Origin of the sequence: Alkalibacillus filiformis, from assembly GCF_030814115.1 — a bacterium.
Lineage (GTDB): Bacteria > Bacillota > Bacilli > Bacillales > Alkalibacillaceae > Alkalibacillus > Alkalibacillus filiformis.
In genome coordinates this window covers 31,477-52,811 of record NZ_JAUSUP010000004.1, presented here as the reverse complement: position 1 = coordinate 52,811, position 21,335 = coordinate 31,477, and the positions used below count along the sequence as shown (strand labels likewise).

The following is a 21,335-nucleotide window of genomic DNA, read 5'->3' as shown; positions in this document are numbered from 1 at the left end:
CTCCCTAAGACTCAAACGATTGGATCATTTGAGCTTCATCCCATATTTCTACATTCAAGTCCTTAGCTTTATCTAGCTTAGAACCAGCATCTTCACCAGCTATTAGTAAGTCAGTCTTTTGACTAACACTACCTGTCACTTTTCCACCGAGTGTTTCAATTTTCGCCTTTGCTTCATTACGCGACATATCATTAAACTTCCCTGTTAAAACGATCGTTTTATCATAAAAAATAGATCCTTCATCGACTTCTACAACTTCACCTAAATATTCCATATTCAAGCCTAATTGTTTCAGTTCTTCAATTAATCGTTCAACTTGTTCTTGCTGGAAGTAAGCAACAATCGATTGAGCCATTTTGTCACCAATTTCAGGTACAGCCTCGACTTCTTCTTTGGAAGCTTTCATTAATTGATCCATCGTCTTAAAGTGAGAAGCTAACGTGTCAGCTGCTTTACTGCCAACAAAACGAATACCTAAACCGAATAACAACCGTTCTAATGAGTTTTCTTTCGATGTTTCAATCGCACTTAATAAGTTGTCGACTGATTTTTGTCCCATTCTTTCAAGCGGAAGCAAATCATCTGGTGTAAGCTTATAAAGATCAGCGATTGTTTTAATTAACTCATGATCAAACAACTGCTCAATGACTTTCTCACCTAGCCCATCAATGTTCATCGCATTACGTGAAACAAAATGAATTAACGCTTCTTTTAATTGGGCTGGGCAGTTTGGGTTGACGCAACGATACGCCACTTCACCGTCAACTTTTTCAATAGGCTCATTACATTCAGGACAAGTCTTTGGCATTCTAAACGGTTGCTCATCCCCTTTACGTTCATCTGTTACGACACGAACGACTTCAGGAATAATGTCACCCGCTTTCTTAATGATCACTGTATCATTAATGCGAATATCTTTATCAATAATTAAGTCTTCATTGTGTAAAGAGGCGCGTTGAACTGTTGTACCAGCCACTTGAACGGGCTCCAAAATAGCAGTCGGTGTAACCGCACCAGTACGCCCTATACTTAATTCAATGTCATATAGCTTCGTTACAGCCTCTTCAGCTGGGAACTTATACGCAATCGCCCAACGTGGACTTTTGGCTGTGAATCCTAGTTCTTGTTGTAAATCGATTGAATCGACTTTAATAACGATCCCATCGATCTCATAATCTAATTCACTTCGTTTAATGGTCCAGTCTTCTGTATATTGAATAACGTCTTCGATCGTATCAAACACTTTCGTCTCTTGGTTCGTTTTAAATCCTAGCTTTTTCATATATTGTAATTGTTCACTATGAGAAGAAGTTGTCGCGCCTTCCCATTCCCCAACACTATATAAGAAAATATCCAAATTACGTTTGGCTGCAATTTTCGGGTCTAACTGACGTAATGAGCCTGCTGCCGCGTTACGTGGGTTCGCAAACGGTTCTTCCCCTGCCTGTTGACGCTGTTCATTCATATTAAGAAACGATTTCTGAGGCATAAATGCTTCGCCACGCACTTCAATCGTTTCTTCTTCACGAATTCTCAAAGGAATACTTTTAATTGTCCTTAAGTTCTGTGTAATATCTTCACCTGTTTTACCGTCTCCACGTGTTGCGCCTTGAACGAATTGGCCGTTTTCATAACGAAGAGAGACAGCTAGTCCGTCAATTTTCAACTCACAAACGTAACGAACATTATTCCCAACACGTTCTTTAATCCGTCTGTCAAAATCCCTTAAGTCTTGTTCATTAAAGGCATTACCCAAGCTTAACATTGGGACGCGGTGATCAATTTTATGAAACTGATCAAGTGGCTCGCCACCAACACGTTGACTTGGGGAATCGCTTGATAGAAATTCTGGATATTCTTCTTCTAGTTTTATAAGTTTGTGTAATTGTTGGTCATAGTAAGCATCAGAGACAGTCGGCTCATCTAAAACGTGATACTCATAGTTGTATTGGTTTATTTCTTCTTTTAAGGCTTCTATTGATTGTCTTGCTTCCTCACGATTCATAGAAACGCCACTCCTCTTATATTTTTTCAACAGGGGCAAATTGTGCTAACAGACGCTTAATGCCTACAGGTGATGGAAACGCAATATCGACTTCCATGTCATCACCGCTACCTTCAACTTTTACAATCGTTCCTTCGCCCCACTTTTTATGCTTCACTTTGTCACCGATTTGGAAAAGTTGTGGTGATGAAGGCTTTTGCTTAATCGTAGTCGCTTTACGCTTAGGTTGAGCCGTTGGCGTCTGTGAAGCCGACTCCAATTGACTAATCGCCTCTTCAAATGACTCATGCGATGACATCCCTTGTGAAAAGTCACCTTCTCGTTGTAATAGATCACTTGGTACTTCATCGATAAAACGACTCTTCTCATGAAATTGCGTGCGACCAAAGATCGTGCGCATTGAAGCGTATGTTAAATATAGCTGTCTTTCAGCACGTGTAATACCTACATACGCCAAGCGACGTTCTTCTTCCATTTCTTCTTCGTCAAAAAGTGAACGACTATGTGGGAACATATTCTCTTCTAATCCGATTAAAAAGACGACAGGAAACTCTAATCCTTTTGCTGCGTGTAACGTCATAAGCGTCACTTTATCTGTCGATTCATCATCTGTGTCATCTAAGTCGGACACTAACGCTAAGTCAGTTAAAAAGGCAATTAAGCTCGTGTCTTCACTCGCTTCTTCAAACTGCTTCGTTACGGTTTTGAACTCTTCTAAGTTTTCCTGACGACCTTGCGATTCTAATGACTTGTCTTGTCTTAACATCTCTTCATAACCAGATTTCTCTAACACTTCATCAACTAAGTCTGTCACACTAAAAAACTCTTGCTGTTTTTGAAAGTTTTCAATCATGTGCCTAAAAGTCTGTAATTGCTGGGCCGCTTTTTTGCTAACTCCGATTAGTGCAATATCTTGAACCGCCTCAAATAGTGATAAATCATGCATTTCAGCATGTAATTGCAACTTCTCAATTGACGTCTTACCAATTCCACGCTTCGGAACATTAACCACTCGCATAAAACTAATGTCATCATTAGGATTTGCAATAAGTCTTAAATAGGCTAACAAGTCTTTAATTTCTTTACGATCATAGAACTTAGTCCCGCCAATAATTTGATATGGAACACTAGATTTTACGAAAACGTCCTCCATCGCACGAGACTGAGCATTCGTACGGTAAAGAATGGCGATATCTTCGTAATTAAACTCGCCTTCACTAACAACCTCTTGAATTTGATCTATGACATAACGCGCTTCTTGACGTTCATCACGCGCTTCAAATAGGCGGATCGTGCTGCCATCTTCATTGTCTGTCCAAAGTTCTTTCGGTTTACGTGAAATATTATTTTCAATGACATCATTTGCCGCTTGGAGAATCGTTTTTGTTGAACGATAGTTTTGTTCTAAAAGGATCGTTTTGGCATCGGGATAATCATTTTCGAATGATAAAATGTTATAAATGTCTGCACCACGCCATTTATAGATTGACTGGTCTGAGTCACCAACAACACATAAGTTGTTAAAACGTTCAGCTAACTTTTGCACGAGTTTATACTGTGCCTTGTTCGTATCTTGGTACTCATCAACGTGAATGTATTGAAATCGATTTTGATAAAAACGCAACACTTCAGGTACACGGTCAAATAGGAAAAACGTCTCCATAATTAAACTATCAAAATCTAAAGCACCATTTTTTCTTAAAAGTGTTTCATAAGTATCATAAATTGAAGCAATCTTCTCCTCATGATAATTATTCGCCTGTTGCTTCATCACTTTAGGTGTGATGAGCTGATTTTTCGCTTGGCTAATCGCAAATTGAATAGAACGAGGATCAAATTGTTTAGGGTCTAAATCTTGGATTCTTAACGCTTCTTTAATCGCCGTCTTTTGATCTGTCGCATCATAGATTGCAAAGTTACGATTAATACCAATTCGGTCGCCATCACGGCGTAAAATACGTACACAAAGTGAGTGGAACGTTGACATAATAATGTCTTTCGCTTCATCTCCAACCAGTTTCTCAACACGTTCTTTCATTTCTCGAGCTGCTTTATTCGTAAATGTAATGGCTAAAACATTATAGGGTTGTACCCCTTTTTCAGCTAAAAGGTATGCAATTCGATGTGTTAAAACACGCGTCTTACCACTACCAGCACCAGCCATAACAAGCAAGGGGCCTTCTGTATGCTTCACTGCTTCTTTCTGTTCGGTATTCATTGAATTTAATATTTCTTTCATCGTCATGCCCATGACTATACCACCTTTTTACTTTTCTACCTTTTTGACAGCGTGAACGGTTCTTAATGCCGCTTTTAGATCTTCATATATGACATCGCCTACAACGACAACGTCAGCATAAACTGCCATTTCACTTGCTTGTTCTTTCGATCTGATCCCGCCACCGTAAATTAATGTCGTGTTATTTAACTCATCACTTACTTGTTTGACTAATTCAGGATCACCATATGTACCACTATATTCTAAATACATAAAAGGTAAATGCATCAAATGTTCGATTAACTGTGCATAAGCGACAACATCTTCTGTTGTCACTTCTTTTGAATTCGTATATTGATAGGCTTTTGACTCAGGGTTTAACATGACATACCCTTCCATCAATAGCTCTTCCCATTCAATTAATTCCCCAAATTCTTTAATCGCCTCATGATGTAAATCAATCATCCACTTCTTATCTTGAGTATTTAATACTGTCGGGATGAAATAAAAATCAAAGCCTGGAGTAACGGAAGGAATATTGGATACTTCTAATACACACGGAACAGAATAACGTCGCACACGTGCTAATAAGTTAAGGACATCATCTAATGTAACACCATCTGTCCCACCGATCATCACTGCATCAGTATCCGATTCACATAATGACTCTAAAGCTTCGTCATCAATCGATTTATTAGGATCAAGCTTAAATATATGTCGCCACTTTTGATATTCTTCAATCACGTTGATTCCTCCATCGTTTGTTCCTAACCTTACCTATTATATCAAAAATCAACCCTAACTTTCATTGAACATCGTATTAAATCTCGTAAAACTCATAGTGAAAGTTGAGAAACGTTTTTGGGTATGCTAATATAAGTTAGACAAAATCATAATGGTTTATTTACTGTGAAGGATTAATAGTAGCTATGCCCTCTACTTACTCAAGCGATTCAGGGATGGTGTGAGCCTGAAGTAAGGTATCAGTGAAACGGCAGTCTGGAGTAGATTGATTGAAAGTGGTCGTGCATTTAGCACTTCAATCAGGGTGGAACCGCGGGAATAACACTCTCGTCCCTGAGCTAAACAATTAGCTCAGAGGCGGGAGTTTTTTGTTTATATAAAATGTCAATAGGAGGTACTAACATGGCACAAGAGATGGAACATATTGTTAACCATTGTAAACACAGAGGGTTTATTTTCCAAGGGTCTGAAATCTACGGCGGCCTAGCCAACACTTGGGATTACGGCCCATTAGGTGTTGAATTAAAGAAAAATTTAAAAGATGCTTGGTGGAAAAAATTCGTCCAAGAATCACCTTATAACGTCGGTTTAGACGCAGCGATTCTAATGAATCCTAAAACGTGGGAAGCAAGTGGACACTTAGGTAACTTTAACGACCCGATGATCGATTGTAAAGATTGTAAATCGCGCCATCGTGCGGACCACATTATCGAGGACCATTTCGAAGCAAAAGGTGAAGAACGCGTCGTTGACGGCTTGCCTTTTGAAGAATTAGAAAAGATTATTAACGAAGAAGGCATTACGTGCCCTACATGTGGTTCAGCTAATTTCACTGAAATTCGTCAATTTAACTTAATGTTTAAGACGTATCAAGGTGTAACAGAAGATTCTTCTGATGAGATTTACATGCGTCCTGAAACAGCACAAGGGATTTTCGTCAATTTTAAAAATGTTCAACGTACGATGCGTAAAAAGCTTCCATTCGGTATTGCACAAATTGGTAAAAGCTTCAGAAATGAAATTACACCTGGTAACTTCATTTTCCGTACACGTGAATTCGAGCAAATGGAGATGGAGTTTTTCTGTAAACCTGGTGAAGAGAAAGAATGGTTTACTTACTGGTTAGACTTCTGTCATAACTGGTTAACTAACTTAGGACTTGATGAAGATAAAGTCCGTCGTCGTGAACACGATGAAGATGAGTTATCACACTACAGTAATGCGACAACTGACTTAGAGTACCAATTCCCATTTGGTTGGGGCGAGCTATGGGGCATTGCATCTCGTACTGATTACGACTTAAAACAACACGCTGAACATTCAGGTGAAGATATGGAGTATATCGATCAACAAACAAATGAGCGTTACATTCCGTATGTGATTGAGCCATCATTAGGTGCTGACCGCTTAGCGTTATCATTTTTAACCAATGCTTATGAAGAAGAAGAGCTAGAAGATGGCTCTACGCGTACTGTCATGCATTTTCACCCAGCAGTAGCGCCATATAAAGCAGCAATCTTCCCATTATCCAAGAAGCTATCTGAAGAAGCTCAAGAAGTGTTTCAAGACTTGGCGAAGGACTTTATGGTTGATTACGATGAGAGCGGCTCCATTGGTAAACGTTATCGCCGCCATGACGAAATCGGAACACCTTATTGCATTACGTATGACTTCGATTCAAAAGAAGATGAACAAGTGACTGTTCGTAACCGCGACACGATGGAACAATCACGCATGCCAATTTCAGAACTAAAAACTTTCTTACAAGAAAAAGTGAGTTATTAAACAAAAGTTCCCTAGCCTCTATTGAGACTAGGGAACTTCTTTATATATTACATTAAATAATGAATCATTGATGTCGCAATCGTGAAGTAAATGAGTAAGCCCATAATATCGTTTAACGTTGTAATAAATGGACCTGATGCAACAGCAGGGTCAATCTTTAACTTGTCGATTAATAACGGAATAACAGAACCAGTTAATGTCGAAATACTAAGCGTGATTAGAATAGATGAGCCAACAACACCAGCTAGTGCTAAATTTTGATCATAAAAAATGATAATTAAGATCGCTAATGTAACCGCACTACCTAAACCAATCATAACTCCTGTGAAAAATTCACGTCTCAACACACGCCACACATTACGTTTATCAAACGTACCAATTGCTAAGTTACGAACCATAACGGCAAGTGACTGTGTACCTGTATTACCAGCTGAGTCCATAATTAATGGAATAAATGCAGCTAAAATAACAATAGCTTCTAACGTTTCCTCGAACTGTCCAATTACTTCAGCTGTAATTAGACCTAAAAACATTAACATAATAATCCATGGTGCACGCTTCTTGGCTGCATCCCATGCAGTAACGTCAGTACCTGTAGCACCTCTTACCGCTGAAATTTCTCCAAAGTCTTCTGTCGCCTCTTCTTCAATAACATCAATAATATCATCGACCGTAATAATACCAACTAATTTGTTATCATCTGTAATAACTGGAACTGCTAAAAAGTCATACTTCTGAATTAATCGTGCAACTTCTTCTTGGTCTTGATTAACCTTAACTGAAACGACGCGAGTGCTCATCACATCTTCAATTTTAATATTTGGTTCATTCGTAATTAAATCTCTTAACGAGACAACACCTACTAAAGAGCCTTCTGTATCGACGACATAAATGTAATAAATCGTTTCAGCTTCAGGTGCTTCATCACGAAGGCGTGACATGACACTTTGTACAGTATCAGTCGTTTTAATCGAAATATATTCAGTAGCCATTAGAGCACCAGCTGTTTCCTCCTGGTACTCCATGACCTTTTTAACGCGCCTAACTGCCACTTGATCCATTTCTCCTAAAGCAGCATTAACTTCTTCTTCATTTAATTCGGTTAAATAATCAGCAACGTCATCTGATGCCATCTCATTTAACGTGGCAATCCATTTACTGCGATCCATTTCATCCATGACATTCTTCTGTTCGTCGATTTCTAACCCTTGAAAAATATCTGCTAACTGCTCAGGTGTAAGAACAGAATACACTTTTTGGCGTAAACTTTTATCATCTAACTTTTGAAACCAGTCCACCTGGTCCTGAATATGAAGTGATTGTAATGAATCTTGAAATAAATCCAATTTGTTTTCTTCTAAATAATCTTTTAATTGCTGGAATAAGCTACTCTTATTCACACGACGCATCATCATTGTAGAGACCTCCTTTTATTAGCCCCTAACCATTAAAGTGATAGGGGGTGAATATAATTTGTTAATTAAATAGTCTATAAAGTTAAAACTCGATTCGGGATCCATATCCCCCATCACCTCCTGATGCATCTCGTTAGGTTTAGGGTCCATAATTAATTTTATTTTCCCTATTTTAGCTAAAAATAAAGCTCTCTTTCCTCAAACATGGAGAAAAGAGAGCTCTCTATTGAAAAAGTCAATGATTAATAAATCCGACCTTCTCCTCCAATCGTTTGAGCTTTAGCACTGAACGGCATAGGACTAAGTCCAGCTACGTTAAAAACCACCTTAAGTCGATGGTTCTTGTTGACCCATTGGCGTCTTTGGACGTTTTTGGGCAGTAGCGTATCTCCGAACAGGAGCCTCACCTAACGAGGATTATCAAATTTTCCTTTTATAGAATACATCATATGTTTTCCCTGGTCAACTGGTGTTTAAACTTTTTTTAATTTATGACTCAATAGACTTTATTCTTGTTCTGTGCTATCTTTACGGTAAATTAACGCTATTGTTTGAATAGATTTGAGGGTTCAACATTGAAAACACATTTCATTAGTGTCATTGCCGTTGCAATAGGTGGCGCACTTGGAGCAGTTCTCCGCTTCAGTGTTGATTTACCACTTTATGACACTTATTTTCCGATCAACACGATTATTGTTAACTTAATCGGCAGTTTAATACTCGGAGTGCTTACAGCGGTCTATGTCATTAAAAATACACGTGAATGGATTAAAGCTGGTTTAGGTGTTGGCTTTTGTGGTGGGTTTACGACGATGTCTGCACTTGCAAATGATGCCGTTGTGCTCATTACGAACGGTGATGTCCTTCTGTTTTCGCTATACTTAATTATTTCAGTTATTGGCGGTATTGGGTTAGCTGTTTTAGGATATGTTTCAATAATGAAATGGAAAGCAGGTGACTCATCATGAGTATCACTTTAGTTGCAATAGGAGGAGCTATTGGAGCCGTCTTAAGATACTTACTAGGTCTTTTCATCATGAGCAAACGTCATAAAGAGGGTCTTCCTATAGCCATGTTAATCGTAAACATATTAGGAGCATTCGGGCTAGGTATTTTCATCGGGATTTATAATCCTGGACCTGAACCGCTGCAAAATTCATTATACGTGTTATTTAGCATTGGGGTTTTTGGTGCATTTACAACGTTTTCGACATTTAGTGTTGAAGCAATGCAACTTATTCAAAGACGCCAGTTTAAGTTTTTTTGGACTTATGTACTAGTTAGTGTATTGGGTTCAATTATTCTTTTTGGTTTAAGCTTCGCTGTTACAGTGCAATTATTATAAAAATAAAAGGGGCTAGGACAAAACTAATTACAAAACCCGAACGAAATCATAATTTGACTTCGTTCGGGTTTATCTTTTATCATCGCTCCATCAAAATGCTTCGCTTTCACCCGCAGGGCACAAGTGCAACATCTGCTCAAACTCCCTAAGGTCGTTTGTTGCAGTGTTTTCTTTGCCGGGGCGGCTGGTGAGCCAAGCTACTACTTCGAGAAACCTCCTTGTGCTTTGCACCGAGGAAGCCCTCTTCGAAGATTAGCTAGAAGACGCAGGTGCATCCGCGGGGTCTCACCCTGGCCTTTGCTCCCACAGGAGTCTCCGCATTTTGATTCCGCTAAGTAATTGCTCAACTAACATAAAAAATAAAAGTTCGTGTTTCTACAACACTTCATACCTTTTGTTCAAGCCCTTCCTTTTACTGTCCGTTCTTCTTTTCTTCATGAACTCGGTCTAGGACTAATTCATACGCATCGTTACCATAATTTAGACAACGTTTGACGCGTGAGATTGTTGCAGTAGATGCGCTTGTCTCTTCTTCAATCTTCTGATACGTATGCCCTTCACGAAGCATGCGCGCAACATCTAAACGTTGAGCCAATGCTTGTACTTCATTTACAGTCGCTACATCGTCAAAAAATCGATAACACTCTTCTACGTCTTTTAACTGTAAGATCGCTTCAAATAATTGATCTAACTCTCTACCTCTTAATTTATCAATTTGCATTTGCGATTACCTCCTCATTACTCATATGTAACTGCTTCTAATAACCCAGGTGAGCTTGGAATGATGTTAATCCATGTTTGACCTGGTACAAGTTCAACTTCTTCCCCATCTATAGTTGGTACCATAATATCATTAACTGTTTGCCATTCAATTTCCTTAATAGTACCTTGTTGCAGCAAGTAACCATTACCACCTGATTCAATGTCAATATCTCGTCTGCCAACATCATCGATTACACGGTGATCTGTTTCATAAATTAACACATTATCCAAAACAACAGGCTCATTTGTATCTAAATCAACAGATTGCTCTCCATCACTATACCGTAAATACCCATCTTCTGCTTCATCAAATTGATAAGATACTCGAGTATTGCTTGAATAGCTAATTTCGACTTGTTCAGCTGTTTCGCCATCAATCTCTTCTACATCAAGTAATGACATGAAATTCAATGAATCATGCTCTTGCTCAACAGTAATATTATTACGCGTCGCCACTTCATAGGCATTCTCTAGCATAACATAAGAATCGTGTGGTGCGCTTCTATGATTTGCACGTTTAAATAAAAATTGATCATTATCATAATAAGCACCATTTAAATTCGTTACCCAACCAGCTCTTAAGTCTTCTTCAATAAAATTGGCTGCGCCATGATATACATAAATAGCACCATGGTTCTTCGCCGATTCTATATAATAAGAACGAGCACTTCTGACAGGACCAACCTTCTCAGGAATGTGACTATGATATAAGGCCAACAACCTTGTAATATTGCCCTCAGCTAAAAATTCATAAACGATATCAGCATGAATTAACCCTGTTTGAGGCCTTGCCGCAGGGTGGTTATTCACCTGTACAGCTAATGTGCGCCTGTCGAATTCTTGTTCGGCTTCCTCACCAGTTAGTGGGAAAGTAAATTCAGGATCAACATATTCATCTTCAACTTCTTCTTCAACCTCTTCTTGCTCTTCGATGTCATTTTCTTCAGGTGTTTCTTCTTGTTCTAAACTTTCGTCTTCCCCATTACATGCTGCTAACACTAGTAAAAGCGCTATGCCCAGCACAAACAACCTTTTGTTCATCCTCAACACCCTTTATTGTTTATATATACTAACATTTTAACGCATAACTGAAGGAAAAAGTATCTCTTTTTTCTTAACATCCATAAGTCCTTTAGGTGTTATGCGGATATATGGCAGGTGAGTCGATGATAAAAATAACAATGTGTAAATGGGATCATTATATTGATACCCATTGGCAATAAGCAATTGTTTCAACTCTTTTTCCTTGATTATGAGCTCATCCATTTGTAAGTCCGTCATGACTCCTTGTAACGGAAGAGGGAGTTCAAAAATAACTTCTTCATCCTTCACAACAACGATCGCTCCACCTAACTCCTTCATGCGTTCAAAGGCAATACTCATATCACGCTTGTCTTTACCGACTAAAACGATATCCCCTGTATTTGAATAAGAACTCACTAAACCTCCAATTTCCGTCGTAAACCCTTTTAAGAAGGAAGAAATGCGCCAATCTCCATCACGATCAACTAACATGACATAAGCTATATCGTGAGTCGTAGGAAGCTTTTGTGTCTGTGACTCTGACTTAACTGGATATGGCTTCATAATGACATCATTTAACATATCCATACCTAAAGGAGAGGAGAATAGTAAATCGTCTGTCCTTAAATTCCAGTCTATATTTAACTGCCCTAAGCCATAGTTTTCCCACTGAATATCAGGATTACGGTCTTTAAAGGCATACCCTTCAAAGTTAATCCACTCACCTTTTGCCAAGACTTTTATTGGAGTTGGTTGATCTTTTGCTTCTAGGAAGTTGATATGTGCCACACGTCCAGGTGCAATGCTTCCTAATCGATCACTCAATGAAAAATATTGAGCGGCATTTATTGTAGCCATCGCATAAGCTTCTTCTAACGGGACTCCTGACTCCATTGCGATTTCAATACAGCGGTCAATTACACCTTGTTCATAAAAAGATGGTGTTGAACCGTCTGTTGTGAAAAATAAATAATTATAAAAAGCCCCTTCATATTCCTTTAACGCTTCAAGCATCTTAGGTAAGTCCGGTCTAATCGATGAATAACGTAAACCAGCATAATAACCAAGCTTCACTCGGCTATAGACTTCCTCAGCAGAAATGGACTCATGGTCACCATCAGTACCAAGCAATTTCATTTTCGTCAGTGTTTTTTCTGATGCTCCAGGAAAATGTCCTTCAACTACTTTTCTCATACGTTTTGTTTCTTGCATCCAATATAAGCCACGTTCATCTTCACGCAAAATCTCTGGCCAATTAGTTAGCTCCCCACCTTGAATGACCGCTTCATGATCTAACCATTCAAGAACATCATCATCTTCTAAAAAGCCCTCTTCATCACGTAATTCAGATTGCGAATCAAAGCGTGCCCACCAGAACATGGACACCGGTAAATTCTGCATATCATCCAATAAAGAAAACGCTTTCTTTTTATTCAATAATAATAACAACATTAAGTTGTCGTTGACTAATGTTGTTGTCCCTCTTTTCGATGCATATTCAGCTAGTGAGTGGGGATTATATAACTGAAATGGATGAGCATGCGCTTCAATATATCCAGGAACTAAATATTGACCCGAACAGTCTACAACTTCTGTTTGTTTTGAGATGTGATTTGGGAGCTGATCACCAACATAAACAATACGGTCTTCATAAATCCAAATGTGGCCTTCTAACCACTTCTTTAAGTACACGTTTAAGTAAGTGGCATTTTTTAATATGAGTGTTGGTGCTAGTTCTCCATCAACTACGGCAGTATGTTCTCTTAGCTGTTTATTTCGCCATCTATACAAATGTTCTTTCATGTCTCATGCCTCCATTTATAAACGAACTATATCCACTTATGTAAAATTTTAATACATTAAATCTCTGAAGGGAAGGGTAAAATGGGAAAACAAAACATCGGTACAATAAACGCCATGGTTAGAATTACTTTAGGTTTATTTTTTATCACTTACGGGGCAGTTAGAGTGACGAAGCGCCCTTGGAGTCAACGTTATTGGGTGATCATATTAGCATCAGCTATGAAGATCGCTGAAGGAATAGTAAAATACTGTCCTGTAACTGATATGGTTAAGCAACAAGTCGAAACGAAATTTCCATTCAGTTTATTAACGAGTTCGAACTCAAATTCTAACTCAAGCTCAAATGCAGATTCGACAACGGATGACAGCTCAGAGCACGATCATTCAAACAACTCAACGACAGATAAGGCTGAAGCTATAGAGAAGGCTGCTGAAAACATTAACCCGTCGTAAATAATTCTAGAGCTGGGACTAAATTGGATAAAAACCCGAACGAAATCAGAATTTGACTTCGTTCGGGTTTATCTTTTATCACCGCTAAATCAAAATGCTTCGCTTTCCGCGGGCACGGCTAGAGCCTCCTCGGCCCAAAGAACGGGGCCTGTGGGGTCTCGAGACTCGTGCTGTTCCCGTGACGACCCGGACGGTCTAATGTCGGCGTTGGTCACAGGACGTGACCGCTTTTAGCCGACCAGGAGTCTACGCATTTTGATTCCGCTATTTAATGCTTAACTAAGATAGATTTATCAAATGTTCGTTTTTTACAACACTTTAGCCTTTTCATGACATTTTAGCTAGTCATTTTAACTGCTTCAAAGACTATGTCTTGTTGAATTGGTTCGGGATCTTCATTTTCACCTTGTTCTTGGAAGACTGGTTTTTCTATTCTTTTAATAGGTGTAAAACCGTCTTCTTTCATTTGATCTAAACAGGCATCTATTGATTTGAAATCACTCACTCTGTATTTTTTCTTCTTCACGCTTTAATCGACTCCCTTTCACTTTCTTAACCCAGAATCCGCCATGAATTTGTCTCGGTTCATATGCGACAATAAATGCTTTAGGGTCTATATCTTTAATCACTTCATACAACATAAGCTCATATTTCCTTGGTGTTAAGACTTGAACGGCTAATCGATCACCTTCCATACCGTAAGCATACCAACTTGTTACACCATAACCTTTTTCACGAAGCGTTTCTGTAAATGGAATACTTGGGTCTGATGAAATCACATTAACTGTAATATAACCGACAGCAAGCTTTTCTTCTACTTTCATACCACTTATAACACCTAAACCGAAACCTAATGCGTAAGCAATTAAATTTTGGACGTTTTCTAAGTTATCTAACACGAGTCCTAAACCTAACGTATAGGCAGTTATTTCAAAAACACCAACTGTTGCTGCTATGTATTTTTGACCTTTTAACGTGAAAATCATACGCACTGTCAGTAACGATACATAAACAATGTTAACACTAAAAATAATCAACAACATGATTAAACCTGACTCTAACATTTCAAGACCCCCTTCTGTTTGCTCTAGATGAGACAAACACTAACGATATTGAATGTGCATATATTTATAGGTGAAAGAAGGTGTTTAGTTATGAACCCATTTAGTCAATTTAACCATATGCACGATTGGAAAGATCAAATGGAACGGTTTTTCGGCGATTCTTTTTGGGACGAATTTGAGAGCACATTAAAACCGAACTTCCCTCCAGTTAATATTCTGCGCAAAGATTACGAAATCCTTTGCGTTTTCAATATTCCCGGAATTGATCATCTTAAACGAATTGATTGTCAGGTTAAAGATTATTCTCTTCTAATAAAAGGACAGATTAACATAAATGTCAAAGGATACGAAATGATTCAAGAAGAATTAATACAAGGGAGCTTTGAACGTGTCATTGAGCTCCCTTGCAAGGTTAGGAAAGATAAGATTAGTGCCCGCTATGAACACGGGCTTGTTTGGGTGAAGTTATATAAAGATGTCCATCAAGATGAACATGGTCGGTCCATTAACATCCAACAAGGTAAAAAGTAATTTACTCAGGGATGAAAATAAAATATAAAATAAATATGACAAATAGAACGTACATGACTGGGTGAATTTCTTTTCCTCGTCCTTTTACAATCATCGTAATTGGATAGAAAATGAAACCAACAGCAATTCCTGTAGCGATACTATACGTTAAAGGCATTGCCAGTAACGTGAAGAAAGCTGGCACTGCAATTTCAAACTTATCCCACTCAACATGACGTAAGTTCGCTGCCATTAATATACCAACAATAATTAAAGCTGGTGCTGTCACTTCTGCTGTTACAACTCCAAGTAAAGGAGAGAAGAAGAGCGCTAATAAGAATAATGCCGCCGTTACAACAGAGGCAAAACCTGTTCTTGCACCCGCACTGACACCTGTCGTTGATTCAATATAAGACGTCGTTGTAGACGTACCTAAAATAGAACCAGCTACCGTTGCAGATGAATCAGAGAATAAAGCTTTGTTCGCTCTAGGTAACTTGCCGTCTTTCATAAATCCACCTTGCGTAGCGACGGCTACTAAAGTACCACCTGTATCAAAAAAGTCAACGAATAAAAATGTCATGATGACGATTAACATCTGTATTGTAAAAATCTCACCAAAGTTTTCAAAAGCTGCACCAAACGTTGGCTCTAAACTTGGTACTGTGCTAACTACATCACTCGCTCCAGTTGGTGGGTCAATCAATCCTACAAGCATACCTGCTACAGCAGTCGCGATCATACCATAGAACACGCCGCCTTTAAGCCCTAACGTTAGTAAGATAACGGTCGCCACAACACCAAAGATCGCTAGTAGTGTATACGGGTTTGTTAAGTCACCCAAAGCTAAGTAAGTGTCAGGATCAGATTCAATAATGCCAACGTTCGTTAAACCAATAAATGCAATAAATAAACCAATACCTGCACCGACTGCAAGTTTTAAATTATTTGGAATAGCATTAATAACTTTTTCTCTAACACCAGTTAAAGTTAAGATCATAAAGATGACACCTGAAGCTAAAACACCAGCTAAAGCTGTTTCCCATGGGATTCCCCATGTTAAAACCACTGTATAAGCAAAAAATGCGTTTAATCCCATACCAGGGGCTAATGCGATTGGGTACTTTGCAACAAGACCCATAATTAACGTACCTACTGCAGCTGCTAAAGCCGTCGCCACAAAGACCGCTTCAGGATCCATTCTTGTCACGCCTGCTGGCAATTCCTCAATATCTAGTAAAGCTAAAACAGCAGGATTTACGAATAAAATATAAGCCATCGCTAAGAATGTCGTAACACCACCCATAATTTCGCGACGGTAATTCGTCCCCAGCTCTTCAAACTGAAAATACTTCTTCATCGTTTGTCCTCCCCCATTGTTGAAACACTAAAAAACACCCTTGGCCGAAACCAAGAGTGCTACGAGGACATTTTGCAATCAATTGTGTCATAAACTACCCGAATTACAGTCTACTAAACCTTAAATCGGTAATCTACTACACATATCTATTATTGCCGTCACTCGTAGTCAGACCATTTACGGTAGTCCGGTAGAAACTCTTGGGCCATATCCCCAACATTATACGAAGTGTTTCTTATTATTTTTTATGATATAGCTTAACTTTACAAACGATTAGTCGTTTCGTCAATACTTATTTCGACAAAATTTGTTTCGTTAACTTTCTCCAAGTTTGATAGAATTGATCTGATTCTTGGTTTAGATCTTCTTCACGATATACGAAACGCTCATAGTACTGTGTCAACTCTGTCATTTGCCTGTCACCTAACATACGGTCAACGTTATAAGCATACTCACGAAGTGTTTCACCGCTTTGGAATTGATATCCTTCTCTTTCTAGCAATTTCAAGATGAATTGATACGATTTCGTAATTGTTTTAGCAGAAGGCTTTCTTTTTAACTTTTGCTCTTTCCAGCTGGCTGTGATTCTCGAACGATACATATAGGTTAACCAGATTGTTAATAACGTCCCAATTGTTATAGCTAATAAATGTAGCCAATTAAAGTTACCGTCTTGACCTATTGCACCAACTGTTTCATCTTCTTCACTTTCATTTCCTTCGTCTAATAAATCGTCCATATCAGACTGATCTTCATTTTCAGGAGCTTCTAACGGATCATCTTCGTTACGATCTTCATCTAAGATGTCGTCAATCGATTCCCCTGTTGAGAAGTTCGCCTGGTTTTCAAAACCAATTGTCGGCTCAAAAGGCACCCATCCAACTTCAGGGAAGTAAACTTCTACCCAAGAGTGAGCATTATTATTTTGTACTTCAAAAACGTTAGACCCCTCACCTGGAAAGACGTCTTGTTGAAACGCACGTTCACCGCCGGTAAAACCTTTCGCCCACCTTGCAGGAATATCTAAACTTCTTAACATAACGACCATAGATGTTGAATAGTTATCGCAATAACCACGCTGAGTATCAAATAAAAACTGATCAACATAGTCTTCATCATCACCAGGAATCGAAACATCTGATGTCGCATATTCAAACCCACTATCTTCAAAGTAACTCTCAATTGCCCGAGCATAATCATAGCGGTTTTCATCAACATCAGATACAATCTCTTCCGCTAAATTTGATACTCTCTCTGGCAGATCGTCCGGTAACTGCAAATATCTTTCTGGCATTTCATCTGATTCTTCATGTTCAACTGGCACTTCTCTCATTGCGTTTCTTGGAAAATCCGGTCGCCCAGCTTCTAAATAATAACCTTCGTCAACTAAATTCTGTTCCTCGTTGATTATGGATGCAAGCTCACCAGTCGTATGATTATAGTAAAAACTAGCACCATCAACTGTAGTTCCAACGGTCTCTGTACCATATAGATAAGGGATTTTATTTAAATGGCCAGGATCAATAAATTGTAGTTCCGCTTCTGTCTCATTACGTTCTACACTTTCGCCATAATCTGAAATATGTGGGAAGTGACCACTTTCATTTGTCGTTGGTGTACCTTCATCTGAACGAACCCATCCATGTCCAGTATATTGATCTTTCGTTTCAACTTTCCAATACCTTGGAGATGTAGCTGTAGCAAAGAACACAGTCGTATCATCCATAATAAAGCCGCCACCGAGACGGTCATCATGTTCACCATAGCCAACACGGTTAACTCCTGCACCACTACCATCACCTGAACCGAAACCATTTTGTCCAGCTGCTTGAATAAACGATACTGGATCAGGCCATTGTGGTTCAAACTTAGGTGCCGCAAATCCGACAGCCGCACTAATAAAAACAACGACTGCCATCGGTGCAATCCATTTAGCCATCTTACGACCACTTGGCACTTTGATATCCTCTTGATCAACAATTCGATTCATATTAGCCAATATTAAAATTAATACACTAATGACGAAGACTCTTACAATCGCAACGTATCCATCGTATAGGGTAAATGTATCTAGTGCTGTTACATAGACAAACGTTAATAGAACAAAAGAAAAAGGTCGTTTAACGACGACAAACCAATAGTAAAGTAAATAACTCATCATCCATAATAAAATTAAAAACAATACTGTTCGAAAAACAGGCGTCAGTTCGATCCAACTTTGACCCAGTAATGCTTGAGAGCTTGTTTGCAGATCAACTAAAAGCTCCCCTAACCAAGCTAATGAGAAAAATGACGGTTCATAAAATATATAATTTAATAAGAACATCAATCCTGTTAGCTTTAAAACTGGAGCAACCCACATAGGTAATTGAATTAACGAAATGACAAAACAGAACACAATATAAATAATAAATAAATGTGTTCCACCAGTGTCTGTTACTTGCCCTAGCGGTAAAACCCACTCCATTAGCAACAGCATACTTCCAATATATAATGCGATTCCTGTCCATTTACTTGTACTCATATCCTTTAAACGCATCAGGCGTTCACCTCAATATGCCTTCTTGCTAATCGGTCTTCATTTAGCCATGTCACTTTTACACCCGAATAATGTAACTGATCCATTCCAACTCTTTCTTCATGGCTAATTAATTGTTTACTTCTTATGAAAATAATGTGTACATCAACTTGTTGTTGTTTAAGCTGTATAATCGTCTTATTAATCGCTGGTGATAACTCATGCGTTACTACCACTAAATAACGATCTTTTGATAGTTGCCACGCTTCACGTTTCAATTGTTGTGGAAAATGATCACCTTGAACGAGTTGAATCTGACTTAACAAACGTGTTAATTTTTCTAATGATTGTTTTCCATGTGATAACACAACTTCTTCTCGTGCGTGACCTAATGCAATAACTGATACGTTACCATGGTCTTCATACGAGTGGTTAGCAACAGCATGGGTTACTTCTACAGCCGCTTCAAACGCTAGCCATAGATTAAAATCCTGAGAACTACCATTTAAAATAATCGATAAGTCTTTATGCTTCTCTTCTTCAAACTCTTTTGTTACGAGCTCTTGTTTCCTCGCTGTTGTTTTCCAATCGATCCAAGATAACTGATCACCCGGTGCATAATCTCGCACACCTGATACGAGATTTGTATGGTTAGCTGTAATCGTATAAGCCGACTGTTGCCCTTCTTCAAAGGTAGACCTGTCAAGCTCCAACTGTAACGACACTTCACCTGGTTCAACTAACACCGCCGTTTCGACATCGTAAGTTCTCTCTTTTTTCACTAATCCCATCACATCGCCCGTTAATAGCTTAACTTGACCAAATTCGTGACGCCCTCTTGGAATCGATTCTAAGTTATACTGATAACTCATTTTTCTTCGGAGAAACGGGAAGACGATCGTTTTACTATTTTGTCTACTTTTTAGTTTATTAGGATTAGATAAAAAACGGTATTTATGATGCCTCGTATCATGCCAAGTAAGCATTTCAGGGACACCATCTTCTACAACCAAGTAAAAAATGGGCAAAGGTAATACTCGTTTAATATTAACCGTTACGTTCAACGTTTGCCCTGCTTGTAAGTAATGTTTACTAACTTGACGCTCGACTTTGACAAACTTCAAAGGATAGAAAATCATCATTATAGAATAAGCTAGAATAGGTAGGAAGCTAAAAAATAAAAACCAACTAACAAACCCACCTTGAAACATACCGTAAACAAACAATGTAATAGTCAATGCTAAAACTAGAATGAGCTTTAATACAAATTTCAACGAATTAGCCATTTACGATCCTCTCTCAATTGGAATCATCGTCTTTTTAATTAAGTCTTCTAATATTTGTTTATCTGTTTTACCTTCAAACTTTGCTTCAGAAGTTAATAATAAACGGTGCGACAATACATGTGGTGCCATATATTTCACATCATCTGGTACTGTGTAATCACGACCATGAATATAAGCATAAGCTTGAGCTGCTTTCATTAAAGCAATTGATGCACGTGGGCTAGCTCCTAACTGAATGAGTGGGTTTTTACGCGTGTTTGAAACAATTTCAACGATATACTTTTTAATGGAGTCACTTACATGAACATCGCGAACTTCATTTTGCTTCTCTAAAAGTTCCTCTCTTGTCATAACTGGCGTTAACGTATCAATTGGATGCACATTCGAAGTACGGTCTAGCATCGTAATCTCTTCTTGCTTAAGGGGATATCCCATTTTTAATTTTAGTAAGAAACGGTCCAGTTGTGCTTCTGGTAACGGATAAGTCCCTTCATATTCAATTGGATTCTGTGTAGCCAATACAAAAAAAGGATCGTTCAATCTCATCGTCACACCATCAACCGTAATGTGCTTCTCTTCCATACTTTCTAAAAGAGCTGACTGTGTCTTTGGCGACGTACGGTTAATTTCATCAGCAAGCACAATATTCCCCATAATCGGCCCAGGCTGAAATTCGAATTTCATTTCCTTTTGATTATAAATCGAAACACCTGTTACATCAGACGGTAATAAGTCAGGTGTAAATTGAATTCTACTAAACTGTAAATCAACAGATTTCGCTAATGCTCGAACTAGCATTGTTTTACCAACACCAGGAACATCCTCTAACAAAACATGCCCCTGCGCAAGTAGTGCGACAATTGTTAGTTCAATCGCTTCACGTTTACCAACCATAACTTTTTCGATATTTTCTACTAACTCATTAATTTTAGTTTGTTGTTTGGCCATTTGCTGGTTCATCAACTACACAACCTCCTAAATTGTCATAACATTTCGCTAATTTTATCTTACTATAAAATGATTGTTGAATGTGAAACAATTTAT

Annotated in this window: 18 protein-coding genes and 2 riboswitches; of the genes, 5 read left to right on the top strand and 13 right to left on the bottom strand. The window is 38.5% G+C overall.

The features are described 5' to 3' along the window. Positions 1-4: 4 nt before the first annotated feature. Genes ligA through pcrB form a run of 3 tightly spaced genes read right to left on the bottom strand, consistent with a single transcriptional unit; the run spans position 5 to position 4,964 of the window. Complete coding sequence (ligA, locus tag J2R98_RS08310) at positions 5-2,005, bottom strand: NAD-dependent DNA ligase LigA (protein WP_307067930.1); 2,001 nt, start codon at positions 2,003-2,005, stop codon at positions 5-7. A gap of 16 nt (positions 2,006-2,021) precedes the next feature. Continuing rightward, the gene (gene pcrA, locus J2R98_RS08305) at positions 2,022-4,256 is read right to left on the bottom strand and encodes a DNA helicase PcrA (RefSeq protein WP_307067928.1); all 2,235 of its coding nucleotides are present in this window, start codon (positions 4,254-4,256) and stop codon (positions 2,022-2,024) included. Between the two features lie 15 nt (positions 4,257-4,271). Further along, entirely contained in the window at positions 4,272-4,964 is a 693-nt protein-coding gene (pcrB, locus tag J2R98_RS08300) for a heptaprenylglyceryl phosphate synthase (protein ID WP_307068234.1), read from the bottom strand. Between the two features lie 405 nt (positions 4,965-5,369). Here pcrB and J2R98_RS08295 point away from each other — a divergent pair, with 405 nt between their 5' ends. Then, on the top strand, positions 5,370-6,752 hold the full coding sequence (locus J2R98_RS08295) for a glycine--tRNA ligase (RefSeq protein WP_307067926.1): 1,383 nt from the start codon (positions 5,370-5,372) through the stop codon (positions 6,750-6,752). A gap of 47 nt (positions 6,753-6,799) precedes the next feature. Here the strand turns inward: J2R98_RS08295 and mgtE are convergent, their stop codons facing one another. Next, positions 6,800-8,167, bottom strand: coding sequence for a magnesium transporter (mgtE, locus tag J2R98_RS08290; RefSeq protein WP_307067923.1), 1,368 nt, complete (start codon positions 8,165-8,167; stop codon positions 6,800-6,802). A 255-nt stretch (positions 8,168-8,422) separates the two neighbouring features. Next, a riboswitch (M-box (ykoK) riboswitch) is annotated at positions 8,423-8,589 on the bottom strand. A gap of 153 nt (positions 8,590-8,742) precedes the next feature. On the opposite strand from mgtE, the gene J2R98_RS08285 reads away from it, so the two are divergent. Next, positions 8,743-9,135, top strand: a complete 393-nt coding sequence (locus tag J2R98_RS08285) for a fluoride efflux transporter FluC (RefSeq protein ID WP_307067921.1) — start codon at positions 8,743-8,745, stop codon at positions 9,133-9,135. Beyond that, positions 9,132-9,512, top strand: a complete 381-nt coding sequence (crcB, locus tag J2R98_RS08280) for a fluoride efflux transporter CrcB (RefSeq protein ID WP_307067919.1) — start codon at positions 9,132-9,134, stop codon at positions 9,510-9,512. Before J2R98_RS08285 ends, crcB begins: the two co-directional genes overlap by 4 nt. Before the next feature lie 412 nt (positions 9,513-9,924). Here the strand turns inward: crcB and J2R98_RS08275 are convergent, their stop codons facing one another. The 3 genes from J2R98_RS08275 to J2R98_RS08265 are packed head-to-tail and all read right to left on the bottom strand — an operon-like array spanning position 9,925 to position 13,100. Then, on the bottom strand, positions 9,925-10,233 hold the full coding sequence (locus J2R98_RS08275) for a YerC/YecD family TrpR-related protein (protein ID WP_307067917.1): 309 nt from the start codon (positions 10,231-10,233) through the stop codon (positions 9,925-9,927). A 17-nt stretch (positions 10,234-10,250) separates the two neighbouring features. Further along, a complete protein-coding gene (locus J2R98_RS08270; RefSeq protein ID WP_307067915.1) occupies positions 10,251-11,315 on the bottom strand; it encodes a DUF3048 domain-containing protein in 1,065 nt (354 codons plus the stop codon). 36 nt (positions 11,316-11,351) lie between these two features. Next, positions 11,352-13,100, bottom strand: a complete 1,749-nt coding sequence (locus J2R98_RS08265; RefSeq protein WP_307067913.1) for an adenine deaminase C-terminal domain-containing protein — start codon at positions 13,098-13,100, stop codon at positions 11,352-11,354. Positions 13,101-13,181: 81 nt separating this feature from the next. Between J2R98_RS08265 and J2R98_RS08260 the strand changes: the two genes are divergently transcribed. Further along, positions 13,182-13,553, top strand: coding sequence for a YgaP family membrane protein (locus tag J2R98_RS08260; protein ID WP_307067911.1), 372 nt, complete (start codon positions 13,182-13,184; stop codon positions 13,551-13,553). 337 nt (positions 13,554-13,890) lie between these two features. On the opposite strand, the gene J2R98_RS08255 is transcribed toward J2R98_RS08260, so the two are convergent. Together J2R98_RS08255 and J2R98_RS08250 are read right to left on the bottom strand one after the other, a co-directional pair. Then, a complete protein-coding gene (locus tag J2R98_RS08255; protein ID WP_307067909.1) occupies positions 13,891-14,079 on the bottom strand; it encodes an NETI motif-containing protein in 189 nt (62 codons plus the stop codon). Beyond that, on the bottom strand, positions 14,051-14,617 hold the full coding sequence (locus J2R98_RS08250) for a DUF2179 domain-containing protein (RefSeq protein WP_307067907.1): 567 nt from the start codon (positions 14,615-14,617) through the stop codon (positions 14,051-14,053). The genes J2R98_RS08255 and J2R98_RS08250 overlap by 29 nt, the downstream gene beginning before the upstream one ends. Positions 14,618-14,707: 90 nt before the next feature. On the opposite strand from J2R98_RS08250, the gene J2R98_RS08245 reads away from it, so the two are divergent. Further along, entirely contained in the window at positions 14,708-15,148 is a 441-nt protein-coding gene (locus tag J2R98_RS08245) for an Hsp20/alpha crystallin family protein (protein WP_307067906.1), read from the top strand. A 1-nt stretch (position 15,149) separates the two neighbouring features. Here J2R98_RS08245 and J2R98_RS08240 read toward each other — a convergent pair whose 3' ends face one another. From J2R98_RS08240 to J2R98_RS08225, 4 genes are all read right to left on the bottom strand, one after another. Continuing rightward, on the bottom strand, positions 15,150-16,487 hold the full coding sequence (locus J2R98_RS08240; RefSeq protein ID WP_146816870.1) for an NCS2 family permease: 1,338 nt from the start codon (positions 16,485-16,487) through the stop codon (positions 15,150-15,152). Positions 16,488-16,632: 145 nt separating this feature from the next. Beyond that, positions 16,633-16,735: riboswitch (purine riboswitch) on the bottom strand. Between the two features lie 44 nt (positions 16,736-16,779). Further along, the gene (locus tag J2R98_RS08235; RefSeq protein WP_307067903.1) at positions 16,780-19,026 is read right to left on the bottom strand and encodes a transglutaminase TgpA family protein; all 2,247 of its coding nucleotides are present in this window, start codon (positions 19,024-19,026) and stop codon (positions 16,780-16,782) included. Then, positions 19,026-20,291: a DUF58 domain-containing protein gene (locus tag J2R98_RS08230; protein WP_307067900.1), complete on the bottom strand. Its 1,266-nt coding sequence runs from the start codon at positions 20,289-20,291 to the stop codon at positions 19,026-19,028. Before J2R98_RS08230 ends, J2R98_RS08235 begins: the two co-directional genes overlap by 1 nt. Next, the gene (locus tag J2R98_RS08225) at positions 20,292-21,251 is read right to left on the bottom strand and encodes an AAA family ATPase (protein WP_307068232.1); all 960 of its coding nucleotides are present in this window, start codon (positions 21,249-21,251) and stop codon (positions 20,292-20,294) included. Positions 21,252-21,335: the final 84 nt, after the last annotated feature.

What these genes read in the sequence shown, in the direction of transcription:
- J2R98_RS08275 (WP_307067917.1), bottom strand. Translation starts at nt 10,233, where the DNA reads ATGCAAATTGATAAATTAAGAGGTAGAGAGTTAGATCAATTATTTGAA.
- mgtE (WP_307067923.1), bottom strand. Translation starts at nt 8,167, where the DNA reads ATGATGATGCGTCGTGTGAATAAGAGTAGCTTATTCCAGCAATTAAAA.
- J2R98_RS08235 (WP_307067903.1), bottom strand. Translation starts at nt 19,026, where the DNA reads ATGCGTTTAAAGGATATGAGTACAAGTAAATGGACAGGAATCGCATTA.
- J2R98_RS08265 (WP_307067913.1), bottom strand. Translation starts at nt 13,100, where the DNA reads ATGAAAGAACATTTGTATAGATGGCGAAATAAACAGCTAAGAGAACAT.
- ligA (WP_307067930.1), bottom strand. Translation starts at nt 2,005, where the DNA reads ATGAATCGTGAGGAAGCAAGACAATCAATAGAAGCCTTAAAAGAAGAA.
- J2R98_RS08295 (WP_307067926.1), top strand. Translation starts at nt 5,370, where the DNA reads ATGGCACAAGAGATGGAACATATTGTTAACCATTGTAAACACAGAGGG.
- J2R98_RS08250 (WP_307067907.1), bottom strand. Translation starts at nt 14,617, where the DNA reads ATGTTAGAGTCAGGTTTAATCATGTTGTTGATTATTTTTAGTGTTAAC.
- J2R98_RS08270 (WP_307067915.1), bottom strand. Translation starts at nt 11,315, where the DNA reads ATGAACAAAAGGTTGTTTGTGCTGGGCATAGCGCTTTTACTAGTGTTA.
- J2R98_RS08240 (WP_146816870.1), bottom strand. Translation starts at nt 16,487, where the DNA reads ATGAAGAAGTATTTTCAGTTTGAAGAGCTGGGGACGAATTACCGTCGC.
- J2R98_RS08225 (WP_307068232.1), bottom strand. Translation starts at nt 21,251, where the DNA reads ATGAACCAGCAAATGGCCAAACAACAAACTAAAATTAATGAGTTAGTA.
- J2R98_RS08260 (WP_307067911.1), top strand. Translation starts at nt 13,182, where the DNA reads ATGGGAAAACAAAACATCGGTACAATAAACGCCATGGTTAGAATTACT.
- J2R98_RS08230 (WP_307067900.1), bottom strand. Translation starts at nt 20,291, where the DNA reads ATGGCTAATTCGTTGAAATTTGTATTAAAGCTCATTCTAGTTTTAGCA.
- crcB (WP_307067919.1), top strand. Translation starts at nt 9,132, where the DNA reads ATGAGTATCACTTTAGTTGCAATAGGAGGAGCTATTGGAGCCGTCTTA.
- pcrA (WP_307067928.1), bottom strand. Translation starts at nt 4,256, where the DNA reads ATGGGCATGACGATGAAAGAAATATTAAATTCAATGAATACCGAACAG.
- J2R98_RS08245 (WP_307067906.1), top strand. Translation starts at nt 14,708, where the DNA reads ATGAACCCATTTAGTCAATTTAACCATATGCACGATTGGAAAGATCAA.